The 17,608-nt window shown below is 66.2% G+C and carries 10 protein-coding genes and 1 pseudogene; all 11 read left to right on the forward strand.

Annotated elements, in window-relative coordinates; genetic code table 11:
• The first annotated feature begins 317 nt into the window (after positions 1-317).
• The 11 genes and pseudogenes from EJ073_RS19015 to addA all read left to right on the forward strand — a co-directional run bounded on the left by EJ073_RS19015 (position 318) and on the right by addA (position 17,596).
• A complete protein-coding gene (locus EJ073_RS19015) occupies positions 318-1,019 on the forward strand; it encodes a response regulator transcription factor (RefSeq protein ID WP_126057113.1) in 702 nt (233 codons plus the stop codon).
• A gap of 151 nt (positions 1,020-1,170) precedes the next feature.
• Positions 1,171-2,955 (forward strand): sensor histidine kinase, encoded by a 1,785-nt coding sequence (locus tag EJ073_RS19020; RefSeq protein ID WP_126057114.1) that lies wholly within the window; start codon positions 1,171-1,173, stop codon positions 2,953-2,955.
• 14 nt (positions 2,956-2,969) lie between these two features.
• On the forward strand, positions 2,970-3,431 hold the full coding sequence (locus EJ073_RS19025) for an HPr kinase/phosphorylase (protein WP_126057115.1): 462 nt from the start codon (positions 2,970-2,972) through the stop codon (positions 3,429-3,431).
• 164 nt (positions 3,432-3,595) lie between these two features.
• Positions 3,596-3,997 (forward strand): PTS sugar transporter subunit IIA, encoded by a 402-nt coding sequence (locus tag EJ073_RS19035; protein WP_126057117.1) that lies wholly within the window; start codon positions 3,596-3,598, stop codon positions 3,995-3,997.
• Positions 3,994-4,290, forward strand: coding sequence for an HPr family phosphocarrier protein (locus EJ073_RS19040; RefSeq protein ID WP_126057118.1), 297 nt, complete (start codon positions 3,994-3,996; stop codon positions 4,288-4,290). Before EJ073_RS19035 ends, EJ073_RS19040 begins: the two co-directional genes overlap by 4 nt.
• 291 nt (positions 4,291-4,581) lie before the next feature.
• Positions 4,582-5,982, forward strand: coding sequence for an adenosylhomocysteinase (gene ahcY, locus EJ073_RS19045; RefSeq protein WP_126057119.1), 1,401 nt, complete (start codon positions 4,582-4,584; stop codon positions 5,980-5,982).
• A 189-nt stretch (positions 5,983-6,171) separates the two neighbouring features.
• On the forward strand, positions 6,172-8,733 hold the full coding sequence (locus tag EJ073_RS19050; protein ID WP_126057120.1) for a PAS domain-containing sensor histidine kinase: 2,562 nt from the start codon (positions 6,172-6,174) through the stop codon (positions 8,731-8,733).
• A gap of 8 nt (positions 8,734-8,741) precedes the next feature.
• The gene (gene tsaE, locus EJ073_RS19055; protein WP_126057121.1) at positions 8,742-10,247 is read left to right on the forward strand and encodes a tRNA (adenosine(37)-N6)-threonylcarbamoyltransferase complex ATPase subunit type 1 TsaE; all 1,506 of its coding nucleotides are present in this window, start codon (positions 8,742-8,744) and stop codon (positions 10,245-10,247) included.
• Complete coding sequence (locus EJ073_RS19060) at positions 10,244-10,972, forward strand: nucleotidyltransferase family protein (protein ID WP_126057122.1); 729 nt, start codon at positions 10,244-10,246, stop codon at positions 10,970-10,972. The genes tsaE and EJ073_RS19060 overlap by 4 nt, the downstream gene beginning before the upstream one ends.
• Positions 10,969-14,073: pseudogene (addB, locus tag EJ073_RS19065) on the forward strand (double-strand break repair protein AddB); the annotation flags it as partial. The gene EJ073_RS19060 and the pseudogene addB, both read left to right, overlap by 4 nt.
• Before the next feature lie 10 nt (positions 14,074-14,083).
• On the forward strand, positions 14,084-17,596 hold the full coding sequence (addA, locus tag EJ073_RS19070) for a double-strand break repair helicase AddA (RefSeq protein ID WP_126057123.1): 3,513 nt from the start codon (positions 14,084-14,086) through the stop codon (positions 17,594-17,596).
• The last annotated feature ends 12 nt before the right edge of the window (positions 17,597-17,608 follow it).

Here is a 17,608-nt window from a genome sequence, read left to right on the forward strand (position 1 = left end):
CGCGTCTGACCGGTGGATTTCCGGAGCCCGGTAGGGGCTGAGTGGCTCAGAACCAGAAAAGGCAAATGATATCAAATCATTAATCGATTTAAAAAATTTGAAAGTTGTTTAAATCGTTTATATGTGCAAAAAATCACAGTGGTTGCCCAAAGGATTGGCAAACGTTGTTCGTCCAATCCGCGTTGGGGTGCGAATGCGGCCGCCGGCACGCTGTGCGTGACACTGCGCGGAGCCTATGCCACATTTTGTACCTAATTTGTCCTGCAAAAGCCCCTTCTCGACGAAAGAAGGGACAGCTCATGAGGGAGCCGCTTGAAATGGCAACAATCGCGCTTGTCGATGACGACCGCAACATTCTGACATCGGTGTCGATCGCCCTCGAATCCGAGGGCTATCGCGTCGAAACCTACACGGATGGTGCGTCTGCGCTGGAAGGCCTGGCGGCTCGGCCGCCGAATCTCGCCATCCTCGATATCAAGATGCCGCGCATGGACGGCATGGAACTCTTGCGCCGGATGCGCCAGAAATCCGACCTTCCGGTCATCTTCCTGACCTCGAAGGACGACGAGATCGACGAGCTTTTCGGGCTCAAGATGGGCGCCGACGACTTCATCCGCAAACCGTTCTCGCAGCGCCTTCTGGTCGAGCGGGTGCGCGCGGTGCTGCGGCGCACGAGCGCGCGCGAGGCGGCCGCCAAGCAGCCCAGCCAGCAGGCCCGCTCGCTGGAGCGCGGCCAGTTGGTCATGGACCAGGAGCGGCATACCTGCACCTGGAAGGGCGAGCCGGTGACGCTGACCGTCACCGAATTCCTGATCCTGCATTCGCTGGCGCAGCGGCCCGGCGTGGTAAAAAGCCGTGATGCGCTGATGGATTCGGCCTATGATGAGCAGGTCTATGTCGACGACCGCACCATCGACAGCCACATCAAACGGCTGCGCAAGAAGTTCAAGGCCGTCGATGATGACTTCGAGATGATCGAAACCCTTTACGGAGTCGGGTATAGGTTCCGCGAGGCGTGAATAGGGAATGGGCAGTAGGCAGTGGGGATTAGTCGCTAGTCAGTCCTGAATGGCACCCCCGCGGGCACTCATAGATCGCCCCGGTCCCAGCCAAGCATTTGTCTACTGCCTACTGCCTAACCCCTACTCACTAAACAGGACCTGCTATTCGATGGCAGTCGACGTAGAGCGGAACAGAAGGGCGGGCGCGGTCAGGCGGCCGTCCAGGATGCTGCCGTCATTCCTGTCGAGGATCACGGTGCCTATGCGCCGTTTCCTCGGCCATCACATCTTCTCCAGCCTGACCCGCCGCATCCTGTTCCTCAACCTTGCCGGCCTGGCGGTGCTGGTCACCGGCATCCTCTACCTCAACACCTTCCGCGACGGGCTGATCGACGCCCGCGTCGAAAGCCTGATGACGCAGGGCGAGATCATCGCCGGCGCGATCGCGGCCTCGGCGACGGTGGAGACCGATTCGATCAGCATCGATCCGGAAAAGCTGCTGGAGCTGCAGGCAGGCGAGAGCCTTGGCCCTGGCTCCGACCAGCTCGACAATCTCGACTTCCCGATCAATCCCGAACGCGTCGCCCCGGTGCTGCGGCGGTTGATCTCGCCGACGCGCACACGCGCCCGCATCTATGACCGCGACGCCAATCTGCTGCTCGATTCGCGCCATCTCTATTCGCGTGGCCAGATCCTGCGCTACGACCTGCCGCCGGTCGACGATGAGCAGCCGGGCCTTGTCGAGCGTGTCGAAAAGTTCGTCTTCGATTTCTTCCGCAACAAGGACCTGCCGGTCTATCGCGAACAGCCGGGCGGCAACGGCGCGGCGTTTCCGGAAGTGGTCAAGGCGCTGACCGGCAGCCCCTCGACCATCGTGCGCATCAGCGAGCAGGGCGAGCAGATCGTCTCCGTCGCGGTGCCGATCCAGCGTTTCCGTGCCGTGCTCGGCGTCCTGATGCTGTCGACGGAAGGCGGCGACATCGACAAGATCGTCGCCGCCGAGCGCAAGGCGATCCTGCGCGTCTTCGGCATCGCGGCGCTTGTCACCGCCATCCTGTCGATGCTGCTCGCCTCCACGATCGCCAATCCGCTGCGCCGGCTGTCGGCTGCCGCGGTCAGGGTGCGGCGCGGGGTGAAGAGCCGCGAGGAGATCCCCGATTTCTCCGACCGCCAGGACGAGATCGGCAATCTGTCGATCGCCGTCCGCGATATGACCAACGCGCTCTATGCCCGCATCGAAGCGATCGAGAGCTTCGCCGCCGACGTCTCGCATGAGCTGAAGAACCCGTTGACGTCGCTGCGCAGCGCCGTGGAAACGCTGCCCTTGGCGAAGAACGAGAATTCGCGCGCGCGGCTGATGGAGATCATCCAGCACGATGTCCGCCGCCTCGACCGGCTGATCACCGACATTTCCGACGCGTCGCGCCTCGATGCCGAGCTCGCGCGCGAGGATGCGGGAACGGTCGACCTGAAGACCTTCGTCACCGATCTTATCGCGGTTTCGCGCGAAACGACGCGCAACAAGAAGGCGGTCGAGATCGAGCTCAAGGTGGCCAAGCTGCCGCAAGGCGTCAAAGGCTATGTCGTCGTCGGCCATGATCTGAGGATCGGCCAGGTGATCACCAACCTGATCGAGAATGCCCGCTCCTTCGTTCCCGATGAGCATGGCCACATCACCGTCTCGCTGGCGCGCGCCGGCAAGCTCAACATCATCACCGTCGACGACAACGGACCGGGCATCCGGGCCGACAACATCGACCGCATCTTCGAGCGCTTCTACACCGACCGTCCGGCCGGCGAAGCCTTCGGCCAGAATTCGGGCCTCGGTCTGTCGATCAGCCGCCAGATCGTCGAGGCGCATGGCGGCACGCTGACGGCCGAGAACATCCCCGGCACCAAGCCCGGCGAGATCAAGGGCGCGCGCTTCGTGGTAACGCTACCGGCCGAAGGTTGATCGCTGACGCAGTCATGCCAGAACCTGCCGCAAAGCCTGAAAACATCCACGGAACCGCGATCCTGATCGGCGAGCGCGGCGTCCTTATCACCGGAGCGTCCGGCGCCGGCAAGACAACTCTGGCGCTGACGCTGATCGACCATTGCCGCGCGCGCGGGCTGTTTTCGCGGCTGATCGGCGACGACAGGCTCCTTGCCACGGCCCATGCCGGGCGGCTGGTCTGCCGCGTGCCGGCGACGATTGCCGGCCTCGCCGAGGTGCCGGGGTTCATTCCACGCCCGCTGCCGTTCGAGCCGGGCGGGGTGATCGACCTCAATGTGCGGCTGGTGCCGCAGGCCGAGATGGCCCGTTTCCAGGAAGAAATCCGTGAGCCGGTCGCGGGCTGCCCGGTGCCGCGCGTGGACCTTGCCGAGCGCAACGCCGCCACCGCGTTGCCGGCCGTCATGGCGCGGCTCTCCATCGCGCCTTTTCTGTGATCCGCTTCCGCTTTTTTGCTGCAATGCGTCAAAATGGCCAGGGCTTGCGCAATTTTGGGCTTGTCAACGCGCCGCGCGTCGACAAGATAGCGCTCCCGCCGCCTGCAATGGCTGGCGAGCATAAAATGCGCCTGTGAAGCGGCGATGACGGGAGCCACCAAAGAATGATCGGACTCGTGCTCGTGACGCACGGTCAGCTGGCCACGGAGTTCCGACATGCCGTGGAACATGTCGTCGGGCCACAAGACAATTTCGAAACCGTGGCGATCGGCGCCGATGACGATATGGAGCAGCGCCGCCGCGACATCGTCGACGCGGTGGCGCGCGTCGACAGCGGAGCCGGCGTGATCGTGCTCACCGACATGTTCGGCGGCACGCCCTCCAACCTTGCCATTTCGGTGATGGAATCCGGCCGCACCGAGGTCATCGCCGGCATGAACCTGCCGATGCTGATCAAGCTTTCCTCGATCCGCAAGGGCGACAACATGGCCGCCGCGCTCGACGAGGCGCAGGCCGCCGGGCGCAAATACATCAACGTTGCCAGCCAGCTCCTGAGCAGCAAATGAACGCGCTGTCGCCGGAACAAGACCACGTCGCGCGGGATTTTCCGATCGTCAACCAGCGCGGCCTGCATGCGCGCGCCTCGGCGAAATTCGTCCAGGTCGCCAGCGGCTTCGACGCCGCCATCCATGTCGAGAAGGACGGTGTCAAGGTCGGCGGCACCTCGATCATGGGCCTGATGATGCTGGCGGCAAGCCCAGGCTATTCGATCCGCGTCACCGCCAGCGGACCGCAAGCCCTGCAGGCGCTCGACGCACTGGAGCAGCTGGTGGCCTCACGCTTCGGCGAGGAATGCTGACGGCGTCTTTGCCCGGGGTATGCCGACAGCGCTTGGAGCCATTCAGCGTTTGATGGGGATCGCCGATCCGCTCGGGTTCTCGCTCGGGTTCTTGTTCCGACGCAATTCCGGACGGAAAACCGCTTGGCGCTTTCCTGGAATTGTTACCGCAAAGACATGCACGAATAAAGATTTCTTTATATCCCATTGTCGTTTGAATGCCGATCTGCTAGTCAGGCCGGCAATTCGCGCCCTTCCACGCGCCGTCCGGCGCCGGCGCGTGCCACAGACAAATCACACCGGAGCACTGCCATGACGGGTAGCAAGGACTATGTGGTCGCCGACATTTCGCTTGCCGGCTGGGGCCGCAAGGAGATCGAGATCGCCGAAACCGAAATGCCGGGCCTGATGGCCTGCCGCGACGAATTCGGCGACAAGAAGCCGCTCAAGGGCGCGCGCATCACCGGCTCGCTGCACATGACGATCCAGACCGCGGTTCTGATCGAAACGCTGAAGGCGCTGGGCGCCGACATCCGCTGGGCCTCGTGCAACATCTTCTCGACCCAGGACCATGCCGCCGCCGCGATCGCCGAGGCCGGCATCCCGGTGTTCGCCATCAAGGGCGAAACGCTCGAGGACTATTGGGAATACACCGACAAGATCTTCCAGTGGGCCGATGGCGGCACCTCCAACATGATCCTCGACGATGGCGGCGACGCCACCATGTACATCCTGATCGGCGCCCGCGCCGAGGCCGGCGAGGACGTGCTGTCCAATCCGGGCAGCGAGGAGGAAGAGATCCTGTTCGCCCAGATCAAGAAGCGCCTGAAGGCATCGCCCGGCTTCTTCACCAAGCAGAAGGAAGCGATCCGCGGCGTCACCGAGGAGACGACCACCGGCGTCAACCGGCTCTACCAACTGCAGAAGAAGGGCCTGCTGCCGTTCCCGGCGATCAACGTCAATGACTCGGTGACCAAGTCGAAATTCGACAACAAGTACGGCTGCAAGGAATCGCTGGTCGACGGCATCCGCCGCGGCACCGACACGATGATGGCCGGCAAGGTCGCCGTGGTCTGCGGCTATGGCGACGTCGGCAAGGGCTCGTCGGCCTCGCTGAAGGGCGCCGGCGCCCGCGTCAAGGTCACCGAGGTCGACCCGATCTGCGCGCTGCAGGCGGCGATGGACGGTTTCGAGGTGGTCACGCTGGAAGACGCGGCACCCACCGCCGACATCGTCATCACCACCACCGGCAACAAGGATGTCGTCACCCTTGACCACATGCGGTCGATGAAAGACATGGTGATCGTCGGCAATATCGGCCACTTCGACAACGAGATCCAGGTGGCGTCGCTGCGCAATCTGAAATGGACCAACGTAAAGCCGCAGGTCGACATGATCACCTTCCCGGACGGCAAGCGGATGATCCTTTTGTCCGAGGGTCGCCTGCTCAACCTCGGCAACGCCACCGGCCATCCGAGCTTCGTCATGTCGGCGTCCTTCACCAACCAGGTGCTGGCGCAGATCGAGCTCTACAGCAAGCACGGCCAGTACCAGAACCAGGTCTACGTGCTGCCGAAGCACCTGGACGAGAAGGTCGCGCGCCTGCATCTTGGCAAGCTCGGCGCGCGCCTGACCGAACTGTCCGGCGAACAGGCCGCCTATATCGGCGTGACGCCGCAAGGGCCGTTTAAGCCGGAACACTACCGCTATTAACCAAAACAGAAATTGCCACTAGATATTGAGGCCGGGCGATTGACATTTCGCCCGGCTTTATTTTTGCGCGGAATGATTCTTCACGCCGATTCCAGCAGGCGTTATTGTTGTGATTCGCGGTCCGGGGGACGAGGGCCGGGATACGCAATCTGGGCGGTCTTGCATTCAGGCGGCGAAGAGGACCAAGACATGCCGGGGGAAAACCCGCCTCGCGCGGGACAGGCCGTTTCCGGCGGCCATAGCGATTCGGTGACATCGGGCTCCGCCGTCAGGGGCGGGCATCTGTTGTGGCGTGGCGGTGCCCGCGCGGCGACGCTTCTCGCCGGCTCGGCGCTTTGCAGCCCGTTGCTTGGCCTTGCGGCTCATGCCGAAACCGTCGCGCAATCGGCCGGGCTGTCGGTCAGCACGGTCGAGGTGATGCAGCTCGCCATGTTCGCCGGGGTCATGGGGGCCGCCCTTGTCTCGGCCATCTTCCTGATCCGCGAAAGAGCCCGCACTTCGGCGCAGAACGCCGAACTCAGGACCCGAATCGCCGACGTCAACGCGGCGCTGCAGCGTTCCGAGGCGCTGCTCAATCTGCGCGACCAGCGCGTCGTGGTATGGGCTTCCGAGAACAAGAAGCCGGAGCTCATCGGAACATTGCCGCTGGAGAGCGGCGCACCCGAGGACCGGGCCGCTTTCCTTGCATTCGGCCGCTGGCTGATGCCGCGTTCGGCCGCGGCACTCGAACATGCCGTGGCGGCCCTGCGCGAAAAGGCAAGGGCCTTCGATCTGGTCATCGAGACACAGGCCGGAGTGCCGCTCGAGGTGCAAGGGCGCAAGAGCGCGGCGCATGTGCTGGTGCGCTTCGTGTCGCTGTCGGAAACGCTGCGCAGCCAGGCGCGGCTGAAGATCGAGAACCAGCGGCTCAGCGCCGACTACGAGACAATGCTCGGCCTGCTCGACGCCCTGAAGATGCCGACATGGCTGCGCTCCGCCGACGGCCGGCTGAAATGGGTCAACCGCGCCTATGCCGAGGCGGTCGAGGCGCAAAATGCAGAAGCGGCGGTGCGCGAGGCCAAGGAATTCCTGGGCGGACAGGCGCGCGAGCAGATCGCCGAGCAGCACAAGGCGCGCCCGGTGTTCGAACAGACGCTGTCCACGGTGATCGAAGGCGATCGCCGGATGTTCTCAGTGACGGATTTCGCCGGCACGGACGGCTCGGCTGGACTTGCCTGCGACACCAGCGCCACCGAAACCATCCGCGGCGAATATGAGCGCACGGTGCGCAGCCACGCCGACACGCTCGATCAGCTCAACACCGCCGTTGCCATCTTCGACGCCAATGAGAAGCTGCGCTTCTTCAACCAGGCATTCCAGAAACTGTGGAACCTCGACAGCGGCTTCCTGCACAGCGCCCCGGACAATGCCTTGCTGCTCGACCGGCTGCGCAGCGAGGGCAAGATCGCCGAACAGCCGGAGTGGCGGCGCTGGAAGGAAGGCCTGCTCGGCGCCTATCGCGCAGTCGAATCGCAGGAGCACTGGTGGCACCTGCCCGACGGCAAGACCATCCGCGTGGTGGCCAACCCGCAGCCCAAGGGCGGCGTCACCTGGGTGTTCGAGAACCTGACCGAGAAGATGGACCTCGAAAGCCGCTACCAGACGGCGGTGCGCGTGCAGGGCGAGACGCTGGACAATCTTGCCGAGGGTGTCGCGGTGTTCGGTCCGGACGGACGGCTTCGGCTGTCGAACCCGGCTTTCGTCGCGCTGTGGGGTCTAAACCAGGACGTGGTCAAGCCCAATGTGCATGTCTCGGCGATCCGCGACCTCTGTGACCGGCGTGCCAAGGACAGCCCTTGGGGCGGCTTCGTCGCCGCCATCACCGGATTCGACGACGAACGCCGCGACCGCCACGGCCAGAGCGAGCTCGTCGACGGCACGGTGCTCAGCCACGCGGTGATCCATTTGCCCAACGGGCAAGTGATGATGACCTTCGTCGACGTCACCGACAGCGTCAATGTCGAGCGGGCGCTGAAGGACAAGAACGAGGCGCTGGAGCGGTCCGACCAGCTGAAGAACGAGTTCGTGCAGCACGTTTCCTACGAGCTGCGCTCGCCGCTGACCAACATCATCGGCTTCACCGAGCTGCTGTCGCTGCCGTCGACCGGGCCGTTGACGCCGAAGCAGCGCGAATATGTCGAGCATGTCGGCTCGTCCTCCTCGGTGCTGCTCACCATCGTCAACGACATACTGGATCTCGCCACCGTCGATGCCGGCATCATGCAGCTCGACATCTCCGAGGTCAGCGTCGACCGGACCATCGCGGCGGCCGCCGAGCTTGTGGCCGACCGGCTGGAGGAGCATTCGATCACGCTCAAGGTCGAAGCCGCGGCGGCGCCGAGGAGCTTCCATGGCGACGAGACCCGCATCCGCCAGATTCTCTACAATCTGTTGAGCAACGCCGCGAACTACGCGCCGGAAGCAAGCACCGTCACCCTCGCCTGCCGCCAACTCGCCGACGGCGTGGAATTCTCCGTCCATGACGACGGGCCCGGCATGCCGCCGGACGTGCTGGATTCGGTGTTCCGCCGCTTCGAGCCGCGGACCAATGGCGGGCGCCGGCGTGGTGCCGGGCTCGGCCTGTCGATCGTCAAAAGCTTCGTCGAGCTGCATGGCGGCAGCGTCCGCATCGAGACCGGCAAGGACAAGGGCACCACCGTCATCTGCACCTTCCCGGCCGCGCCCTCGGGCATTCGCGCCGCGGCCGAGTAGCGGACCTCATGGCAGGGCTGGAACGTTTTCTCGCCGACGAAGCCGCCACGGCAAGGCTGGGTGAAGACCTGGCGATGGCGCTGCGCCCGGGCGACGTGTTGGCGCTCAAAGGCGATCTCGGCGCCGGCAAGTCGACACTGGCGCGGTCGCTCATCCGGGCCCTGGCCGACGATGCCGGCCTCGACGTGCCAAGCCCGACTTTCACGCTGGTGCAGACCTACGACACGCGCTTTCCGGTGCATCATTTCGATCTCTACCGCCTTTCGGCAGCCGCTGAACTCGACGAACTCGGCTTCGACGACGCGCTGGCGCAAGGGGCGGCCCTGGTCGAATGGCCAGAACGCGCCGAGACCGCCCTGCCGGACGGCACGCTCTGGGTCGAGCTCGCGCATCAGGGCGACGGCCGCCTGGCGAAACTGTCGGGACAAGGGGCGGCCTTCGATCGCGCGGCGCGCTCGCTGGCGATGCGCGATTTCCTGGCCACGGCCGGCTGGGGCGAAGCCGGCAGGCGCTTCTTCGTCGGCGACGCCTCAGCCCGTTCCTATGAGATCGTCTCGCTTGCCGGCCTCGCGCCGCGCGTGCTGATGAACTCGCCGCGACTGGTGCTCGGTCCGCCGGTGCGCGACGGCAAGCCCTATGCGGTGATCGCCCACACCGCGCAATCGGTCACCGCCTTCGTCGCCCTCGACCGCGCCTTGCTGGCGGCGGGCGTCAGCGTGCCGGAGATCCATGCCGAGGATCTCGAGCAGGGCTTTTTGCTCCTTGAACATCTCGGTGCGGAAGGGTTCCTGAACAGCGATGGCGAGCCGATCGCCGAGCGCTATGCCGCGGCGGCCGAGCTGCTGGCGATGATGCATGGCAAGGCCTGGCCCGACAGGATGGAAGCCGCGCCGGGCGTCTTTCATGACGTGCCGCCCTTCGACCGCGAGGCGATGCTGATCGAGGCCGACCTGCTGGTTGACTGGTATGTGCCGATGCTGACCGGCAAGCCGGCGAGCAATGCCCTGCTGGCCGGCTACCACACCGAATGGAACAAGGTGCTCGACCGGCTCAAGGGCAGCCAATACACGCTGATGCTGCGCGACTTCCATTCGCCGAACATCATCTGGCGCGGCGACAGAACCGGCCACGACCGGCTCGGCGTCGTCGATGTCCAGGATGCGCTGATCGGCCCCGCCGCCTATGACGTCGCCTCGCTCGCCATGGACGCTCGCGTGACCATCTCGCCCGCGATCGAGAAGCGGACGCTCGATGCCTATGTCGCGGCGCGCCATGCCGCCGGCGCCTTCGATGAAGCAGCGTTCCGGGAGGCCTACGCCATCATGGCGGCGCAGCGCAATTCGAAGATCCTCGGCATTTTCGTGCGGCTGGAGAAGCGTGACGGCAAGCCCTTCTACCTCAAGCACCTGCCGCGCATCCGCGACTATCTCAGAAGAGCGCTGGCGCACCCGGCACTTGCCGGGCTACACGACTTCTACGCCGCCCATGGCCTGCTGGAAGAACGAACGCCGTGACCGCAAATCCCAGGACCGCAATGGTGCTCGCCGCCGGGCTCGGAAAGCGCATGCGTCCGATCACCGACACGATACCGAAGCCGCTGGTGGAGATCGCCGGCAAGACCTTGCTCGACTGGGGGCTGGACAGCCTTGCAAGTGCCGGTGTCGATAAGGCCGTAGTCAACGTCCACTATCTTCCGGACCAGATCATCGCCCATATCGCCGACCGCGGTGCGCCGAGGATCGCCATTTCCGACGAGCGCGAGATGCTGCTGGACTCGGCCGGCGGCATCGTCAAGGCGCTGCCCCTGCTGGGGAAAGAGCCGTTCTACATCATCAACGCCGACACGTTCTGGATCGACAGCGGCCAGCCCAGCCTCGAGCGTCTTTCCCTTGCATGGGACGCTGCCAGAATGGATATTCTGCTGATGCTTACCGATCTCGATTCCGCCACCGGACATTGCGTCGGCACCGATTTCCTGGTGGCGCCGGACGGCGCCTTGCAGCGCTCGAAAGGCGATCCGGCCGGCCTGATCTATGCCGGGGCCGCGATTGTCCATCCGCGTATCTTCAAGGACGCGCCGACGGGCCCGCATTCGCTCAACGCCTATTTCGACAAGGCGATCACGGCCGGACGGCTGTTCGGCATGCAGATGCAGGGCCGCTGGATCACGGTCGGCACGCCCGACGCCATTCCGCCCGCCGAGGCAGCGGTCGCCGGCGCACTCGCGAAAGCGATATGAGCGGCTCGCGCCGCGTTTTCTCAATCCCGTCCGGAGCGCCGTTCCTGCCGACGCTGGCGGAAGCGTTGCTGCACGGTCGGCTGGTGCCCGGCTTCCGTTTCAACGGCGATCCGCTGGCGCTCGCCGACGCCACCATCTATGTGCCGACGCGGCGCGCGGCGCGCGCGCTGCGCGGCGCCTTCGTCGATATTCTGGGGGTTCGCTCGGCCATCCTGCCGACGGTCAGGCCGCTCGGCGAATTCGATGAGGACGAGGCGGCCTTCGACGCCGAAGCGGCGCCGGCCATCGAGCTCGCGCCGCCGATTGCCGCGCAGGAGCGGCTGCTTCTCCTGGCGCCGCTGGTGCGCGCGTGGAAGGCAAGCCTGCCGTCGCATGTCGCGGCGCGGTTCAACGAGGAATTCGTGGTGCCGGCTTCGGCGGCCGATGCTGTCTGGCTGGCGCGCGACCTTGCCCGGCTGATGGACGAAATCGAGACCGAAGGCACGGATTGGGCGAAGCTCGCCGGGCTGGTCAGCGGCAATCTCGCCGGCTGGTGGCAGGTGACGCTCGATTTCCTCGGCATCGTCACCGACAACTGGCCGAAGCTGCTCGCCGAACGCGGCCTCTCCAATCCGGCCGCGCACCGGAGCGCGCTGATCCGGCTGGAGGCCGCGCGGCTGAAACGCAACCGGCCGGCCGGGCCGGTGATCGCCGCAGGCTCGACCGGCTCCATCCCCGCGACCGCCGAGCTGCTCGGCGTGATCGCCGGCTTGCCCAATGGCGCCGTCGTGCTGCCCGGCCTCGACAAGGGACTGGACGAGGCCTCCTTCGCCGCCATTTCGGCGCCCGGCGCACGGCCGGCCACGCTCGGCCACCCGCAATTCGGCCTGGCGAAGCTGATCGGCGGTATCGGCGTGCCGCGCGCGGATGTCGAGGAGATCGTCCCGGCGGACCGGGCGCTGGCAATCCGCGCGGCCCTAGTCGGCGAGGCGCTACGGCCGGCCGAAACCACCGAATTGTGGACCGAGACGCGCCCCGGCTTCGAGGCCGAGGACATCCGGCAGGCCCTGGCCGGCGTGACGCTGGTGGAGGCTGCCAACGAGCGCGACGAGGCGGTCGCGATCGCGATCGCGCTGAAGCGCGCCGTCGAGCAGCCGGGCCAGCGCGCCGCACTTGTCACCGGTGATCGCGCGCTGGCGCGGCGCGTCTCTGTCGAGTTGCTGCGCTTCGGCGTCGCCGCCGACGATTCCGGTGGCACGCCGCTCACCAACACGCCAGCGGCCACGCTGCTGAGGCTGGCGCTGCAAGCCGTGTTCCGTCCCGGCGATCCGGTCGCCCTGCTCTCGCTGCTCAAGCACCCGCTACTGGGCCTCGGTCTCGATCGGACGAGCGTGCGCCCTGCGGCGGAGATCGTCGAACTGGTGGCACTGCGCGGCGGTACCGGGCGGCCGGACGCGGCCTCGCTGGCATCGCTTTTCGAGGCCCGCCTTTCGGGTCTCGGCGACAGCCGCCCGCCCTTCTGGTTCGCGCGGCTGACGGTGCGCGGGATCGAGCAGGCGCGGGATATGCTTGCCCGGCTTGCCGAGGCCCTGGCCCCGCTCACAGCCTTTCGCGGCGAACAGGACGCCGATCTTGCCGCGTTGACGCGGGCCAGCGTTATTGCGCTGGAGAACCTTGGCCGGGCAGCCGATGGCGGCCCAGCGGAACTTTATGCCGGCGACGCCGGTGAGAAGCTCGCCGAACTGCTGCGCGGCCTGGTCGCCGCTTCGGTGCCGTTCGCCTTCGCTGCGGCCGAATGGCCCGATGTGATGGACGCGCTAATCGCACCGGAAACGGTGAAGCCGGCGCAAGGTACCGACCGCAACATCGCCATCTGGGGCGCGCTGGAGGCGCGGCTGCAGAGCGTCGACACGCTCGTCATCGGCGGGCTCAACGAAGGTGTATGGCCGCGCAAGCCGGAGAGCGACCGCTTCATGTCGCGGCTGATGAAGACCGGCATCGACCTCGAGCCGCCGGAGCGGCGCATCGGCCTTGCCGCGCATGACTTCCAGATGGCGATGGGCGCGAAGAAAGTGGTGCTGACGCGCGCGGCCCGTTCCGGCGACGCGCCGGCGGTGCCGTCGCGCTGGCTGCAGCGCATGCTGACCTTCATCGGCAAGGAGCACGCGGCGGCGCCGATGCGGCGCGGCGCGGCGCTGCTCTCCTGGGCGCGCGCGCTCGATGCCGGCGAGCGGCTGGACTTCGCGCCAAGGCCGCAGCCGAGGCCGCCGCTCGCCACCCGGCCGCAGCATTTCTCGGTGACCGAGATCGAGACCCTGCGCCGCGATCCCTATGCAGTCTACGCCCGACGCATCCTCGGCCTGGTGCCGCTCGATCCGGTCATTCGCGATCCGGGCGCCGCCGAGCGCGGCACGCTGTTCCACGCCATCCTGCACCTGTTTTCGCGGCGGGTCGCCGATCCGCGCGCGCCGGACGCCTTGCAAAGCCTGGTCGAGGCAGGCCGGGCCTGCTTCGCCGAAGCGGCGCTTCCAGCCGACATCGAGGCGGTGTGGTGGCCGCGTTTCGAAAAGCTCGCCGCGAACATCATCCAGTGGGAGCGGCAGCGTGCACCCGATGTCACAAGTCGGCACGCCGAGGAACGTGCCGAAAGAACCGTCGTCGGCCGTACTGGAGTTACCCTGTCCGGGCGTGCCGACCGGATCGACCTCCTCGCCGGAGGCATGGCCGATATCCTCGACTACAAGACGGGCTCCTCGCCCTCGAAAGCACAGGCCCATACATTGCTTTCGCCGCAGCTCGCGCTCGAAGGCGCATTGCTGCGGCGAGGCGCCTTCAAGGAACTCGGCATTCGCGAACCCTCCCAGCTTGCCTTCGTGCGGCTGAAGGCGAATGGCGATGTCGATCCGGAATCGATCCTCGAGTACAATCGGAAGCTCCGAACCGCCAACGAGCTTTCCGAGGACGCCTGGGCGCGGCTGGAGAAGCTGCTCTTCCACTATGCCGACCCGACGACCGGCTATCTGTCGCGCGCGCTGCCGTTCCGCGAGGGCGAGGTCGATGGCGACTACGACCATCTCGCCCGCGTGCTCGAATGGTCGGCCGGCGGCGAGAGCGACGACGAGGCGGGGAGGCATGAAGAAGGCCTACCCGATCCCGAGCGATACCGCCGCCAGCCAGGCGCGCGCTTCCGACCCGCTGAATTCGGCCTGGGTCTCTGCCAATGCGGGGTCCGGCAAGACGCATGTGCTGGCGCAGCGCGTCATCCGGCTGCTGCTCAGCGGCACCGACCCGTCGAAGATCCTTTGCCTGACCTACACGCGCGCCGCCGCCGCCAACATGTCGAACCGGGTGTTCTCGACGCTGTCGGAATGGACGTCGCTGGGCGATGCCGAGTTGGCGAGCCGGATCGTGGCGCTGGATGGCCGTGGCGCCGATGCCGGCACGATGCGCCGCGCGCGCCGGTTGTTCGCCGAGGCGCTGGAGACGCCGGGCGGGCTGAAGATCCAGACCATCCACGCCTTCTGCGAGTCGGTGCTGCACCAGTTCCCGCTGGAAGCCAACATTCCCGCGCATTTCGAGATGCTCGACACGCAGATGGAAGCGTCGCTGTTCGGCGATGCCCGCCGCGACATGATCTCGGGCGCCAGCGCCGGCGCCGAAGGACTGGCCGAGGCCTTCGCCCTGGTGCTGGAGCGCGGCGGCGAGGCCGGTCTCGACGCGCTGCTGGCCGAGATCGTGAACAAACGCGACGGGCTGCGCGCCTTCATCGCGGGGCTGGGCGACGACTTCCGGTCGCTGCTCGCCGAATTCCGCTTCAGGCCCGGCCTGACGGCAGAGGACATCGCCTCTTCGCTCTGGCCATTGCCCGGTTTCCTGCCAGACTATTTCGCCGGCTTCGCGCGTGCCGCCGAAGCAGCCGATGCGCGCATGGTGCTGAACAACATCCTGCCTTATGCAAGGCTGGCCTTTGCCGAAGCCGATCAGATCCGCAGGCTGGAGCTGCTCGGCAAGGCTTTCCTGAAGGCCGATGGCGCCGCCTACGAGCCGGCAAAAGCCTTCAAAAAAGTGCTGCTCGACCGGCTGCCGGACCTACCGGAGCGCTACATCGAGGCTGCCAGGGCAATCCTGGAAGTGTCGGACCGGCTGGCGCTGTTCAGGATGCTCGAAGGCACCGCGGCGGCGCTGACGGTCGCCCGCTGGCTGATTGCACGCTATGAGCATCTGAAACGGAGCCGCGGCTTTCTCGACTTCAACGACCTGATCACCCGCACCGTCGCCCTTTTGTCGCGCCCCGATGCCGGTGCGTGGGTGCAGTTCAAGCTCGACCAGGGCATCGACCACATCCTGCTCGACGAGGCGCAGGACACCAGTCCAGACCAATGGGAGGCGGTGAAGAAGCTGACGGAAGAGTTCTTTGCCGGGCTAGGACAGCGTGAAGCCGTCCATCGCACGATGTTTGCCGTCGGCGACGAGAAGCAGTCGATCTATTCCTTCCAGGGTGCCGCGCCCGATTCCTTTGCCGAGAGCAGGCAACTATTTGCCGGACGCGTGCGCGACGCAGGATTCTCCTTCGCCGATCTCAAGCTGACCTGGTCGTTCCGCTCCAGCGACGACGTGCTGGCCGCCGTCGACCGTGTCTTTGCCGATCCCGGAATCAGGCGCGGGATCAGCCATGACCCTGATGCGCTGAGCCACAAGGCGATCCGAACCGATGCGCCGGGCTATGTCGAGGTCTGGCCGTCGATCGGCGCGGAAATGGTCGACGAGCCGGACGACTGGACCCAGGCCGTCGACCATGCCCATGCGCCAGCTGTGCGCGTTGCCGAGAATGTTGCGACCACCATTGCCGGTTGGATCGGCAACGGTGAAATCATCGAAGGCCGCGGCAAGCGGTTGGGGCCTGGCGACGTGCTCGTGCTGGTGCGCAAGCGCGACAGCTTCGTGCATGCATTGACCCGCGCCTTGAAACGCCGCGACATTCCGGTCGCCGGCGCCGACCGGCTGAGCCTACCCGGCCACATTGCGGTGAAGGACCTGATCGCGCTCGGCCATTTCCTCATCCAGCCGCAGGACGACCTATCGCTGGCGGCCGTGCTTCGCAGCCCTGTCTTCGACGTGTCCGAGGAGCGGCTCTTTTCGCTGGCTAACGGACGCCCTTCCGGCCAATCGCTGGTCGCCTCACTGAGGCAGCAGGCCGGAGAGGATCCGGCGCTGGCCCCGGTGGTGGCGCAACTCGACGCCTGGGCGAACGAGGCGGCGTTCAAGCCGCTGTTCGAATTCTATGCCGCCGCACTCGCCCGCGACGGCCTGCGCAAGAAGATGATCGCCCGGCTCGGACCGGAAGCCGGCGATATCATCGACGAATTCCTGAGCTTCTGCCTGGCCGAGGAGCGCACCGGCCTGCCGGGACTGGAGGCCTTCCTGGCGACGCTGGAAAGCAGCGGACCCGAGATCAAGCGCGAGATGGACCAGACCCGCGACGAGGTCCGCGTCATGACCGTGCACGCCGCCAAGGGCCTGGAGGCGCCGGTCGTCTTCCTGGTCGATGGCGGCTCGGCGCCGTTCAGCGACCAGCATTTGCCGCGCCTGATGCCGTTCCAGGGCTCGGGCCAGCATTTCGACGGCAAGGGTTATCTCTGGCGCTCGGCCGGCGACGTCGCCAACGGCTTTTCGAAGGCCGCCGCCGCGCATGCCCGCGAACTCGCCGACGACGAATACCGCCGACTGCTCTATGTCGGCATGACGCGCGCCGAGGACCGGCTGGTCGTCTGCGGATACCATGGCAAGCGGGCGCCGAGCACCGGCACCTGGCATTCGATCGTCAGCCGGGCGCTGCTCGGCGCGCCGGAAAGCATGGAGCGCCGCCACCCGGCGGCGGCGGAGGTCGTCGTGCACCGCTTCCATATGACCAAATTGCCGCCGGTGGCGTTGGCGGCGGCCGAGGCGGAGAGCCCGATCGAGCATGTCGTGCCACTGCCGGAAAGCCTGTTCCGCCCGTTGCCCCCGTATGAGGAGCTGCCACGGCCGCTGTCGCCCTCCGGCGCCTCGGCGCTGATCGACGAGGCGAAGGAGACGGTGACCGACACGCGCTCGCCGGTGCTGGACGCCGAGGCCGAGCCAGGCTTCGCCGTCCTGCGCGGGCTGGCGCTGCACAAATTGCTGCAGATGTTGCCTTCGATCGCCGAAGGCGGGCGCAAGGACGCCGCCGAGCGCTATCTGGCGCGCGCCGGCGCGGCATGGTCGGAAGCCGAGCGCGTGAAAGCGTTGAACGCGGTGCTTGCGATCCTCGCCGATCCCCTATTCGCCCCCCTGTTCTCGCCCGCATCCCGCGCCGAAATCGCGGTGATGGGCAGCCTCGAGGTGAAGGGAAAGCTGCGCTCGATCTCCGGCAAGATCGACCGGCTGGCGGTCTCTGAGCACAGCGTGTCGATCGTCGACTACAAGACCAACCGGCCGGCGCCGACGACGCTGGAGGAGGTGCCGCCGGCCTATGTGCTGCAGCTTGCGCTCTACCGCGCGCTGCTGCAGCCGCTCTATCCCGGCCGCGATGTCCAGGCCGCGCTGCTGTTCACCGAAGCGCCAAGGCTGATCGAACTGCCGGCCAGCGCGATGGATGATGCCCTTGCCCGACTCACGGGAGCGTGACACAAGCACTGC

Source organism: Mesorhizobium sp. M4B.F.Ca.ET.058.02.1.1 (assembly GCF_003952505.1).
In the GTDB taxonomy this organism is placed as follows: domain Bacteria; phylum Pseudomonadota; class Alphaproteobacteria; order Rhizobiales; family Rhizobiaceae; genus Mesorhizobium.

What these genes read in the sequence shown, in the direction of transcription:
- EJ073_RS19015 (WP_126057113.1), top strand. Translation starts at nt 318, where the DNA reads ATGGCAACAATCGCGCTTGTCGATGACGACCGCAACATTCTGACATCG.
- EJ073_RS19020 (WP_126057114.1), top strand. Translation starts at nt 1,171, where the DNA reads ATGGCAGTCGACGTAGAGCGGAACAGAAGGGCGGGCGCGGTCAGGCGG.
- EJ073_RS19025 (WP_126057115.1), top strand. Translation starts at nt 2,970, where the DNA reads ATGCCAGAACCTGCCGCAAAGCCTGAAAACATCCACGGAACCGCGATC.
- EJ073_RS19035 (WP_126057117.1), top strand. Translation starts at nt 3,596, where the DNA reads ATGATCGGACTCGTGCTCGTGACGCACGGTCAGCTGGCCACGGAGTTC.
- EJ073_RS19040 (WP_126057118.1), top strand. Translation starts at nt 3,994, where the DNA reads ATGAACGCGCTGTCGCCGGAACAAGACCACGTCGCGCGGGATTTTCCG.
- ahcY (WP_126057119.1), top strand. Translation starts at nt 4,582, where the DNA reads ATGACGGGTAGCAAGGACTATGTGGTCGCCGACATTTCGCTTGCCGGC.
- EJ073_RS19050 (WP_126057120.1), top strand. Translation starts at nt 6,172, where the DNA reads ATGCCGGGGGAAAACCCGCCTCGCGCGGGACAGGCCGTTTCCGGCGGC.
- tsaE (WP_126057121.1), top strand. Translation starts at nt 8,742, where the DNA reads ATGGCAGGGCTGGAACGTTTTCTCGCCGACGAAGCCGCCACGGCAAGG.
- addA (WP_126057123.1), top strand. Translation starts at nt 14,084, where the DNA reads ATGAAGAAGGCCTACCCGATCCCGAGCGATACCGCCGCCAGCCAGGCG.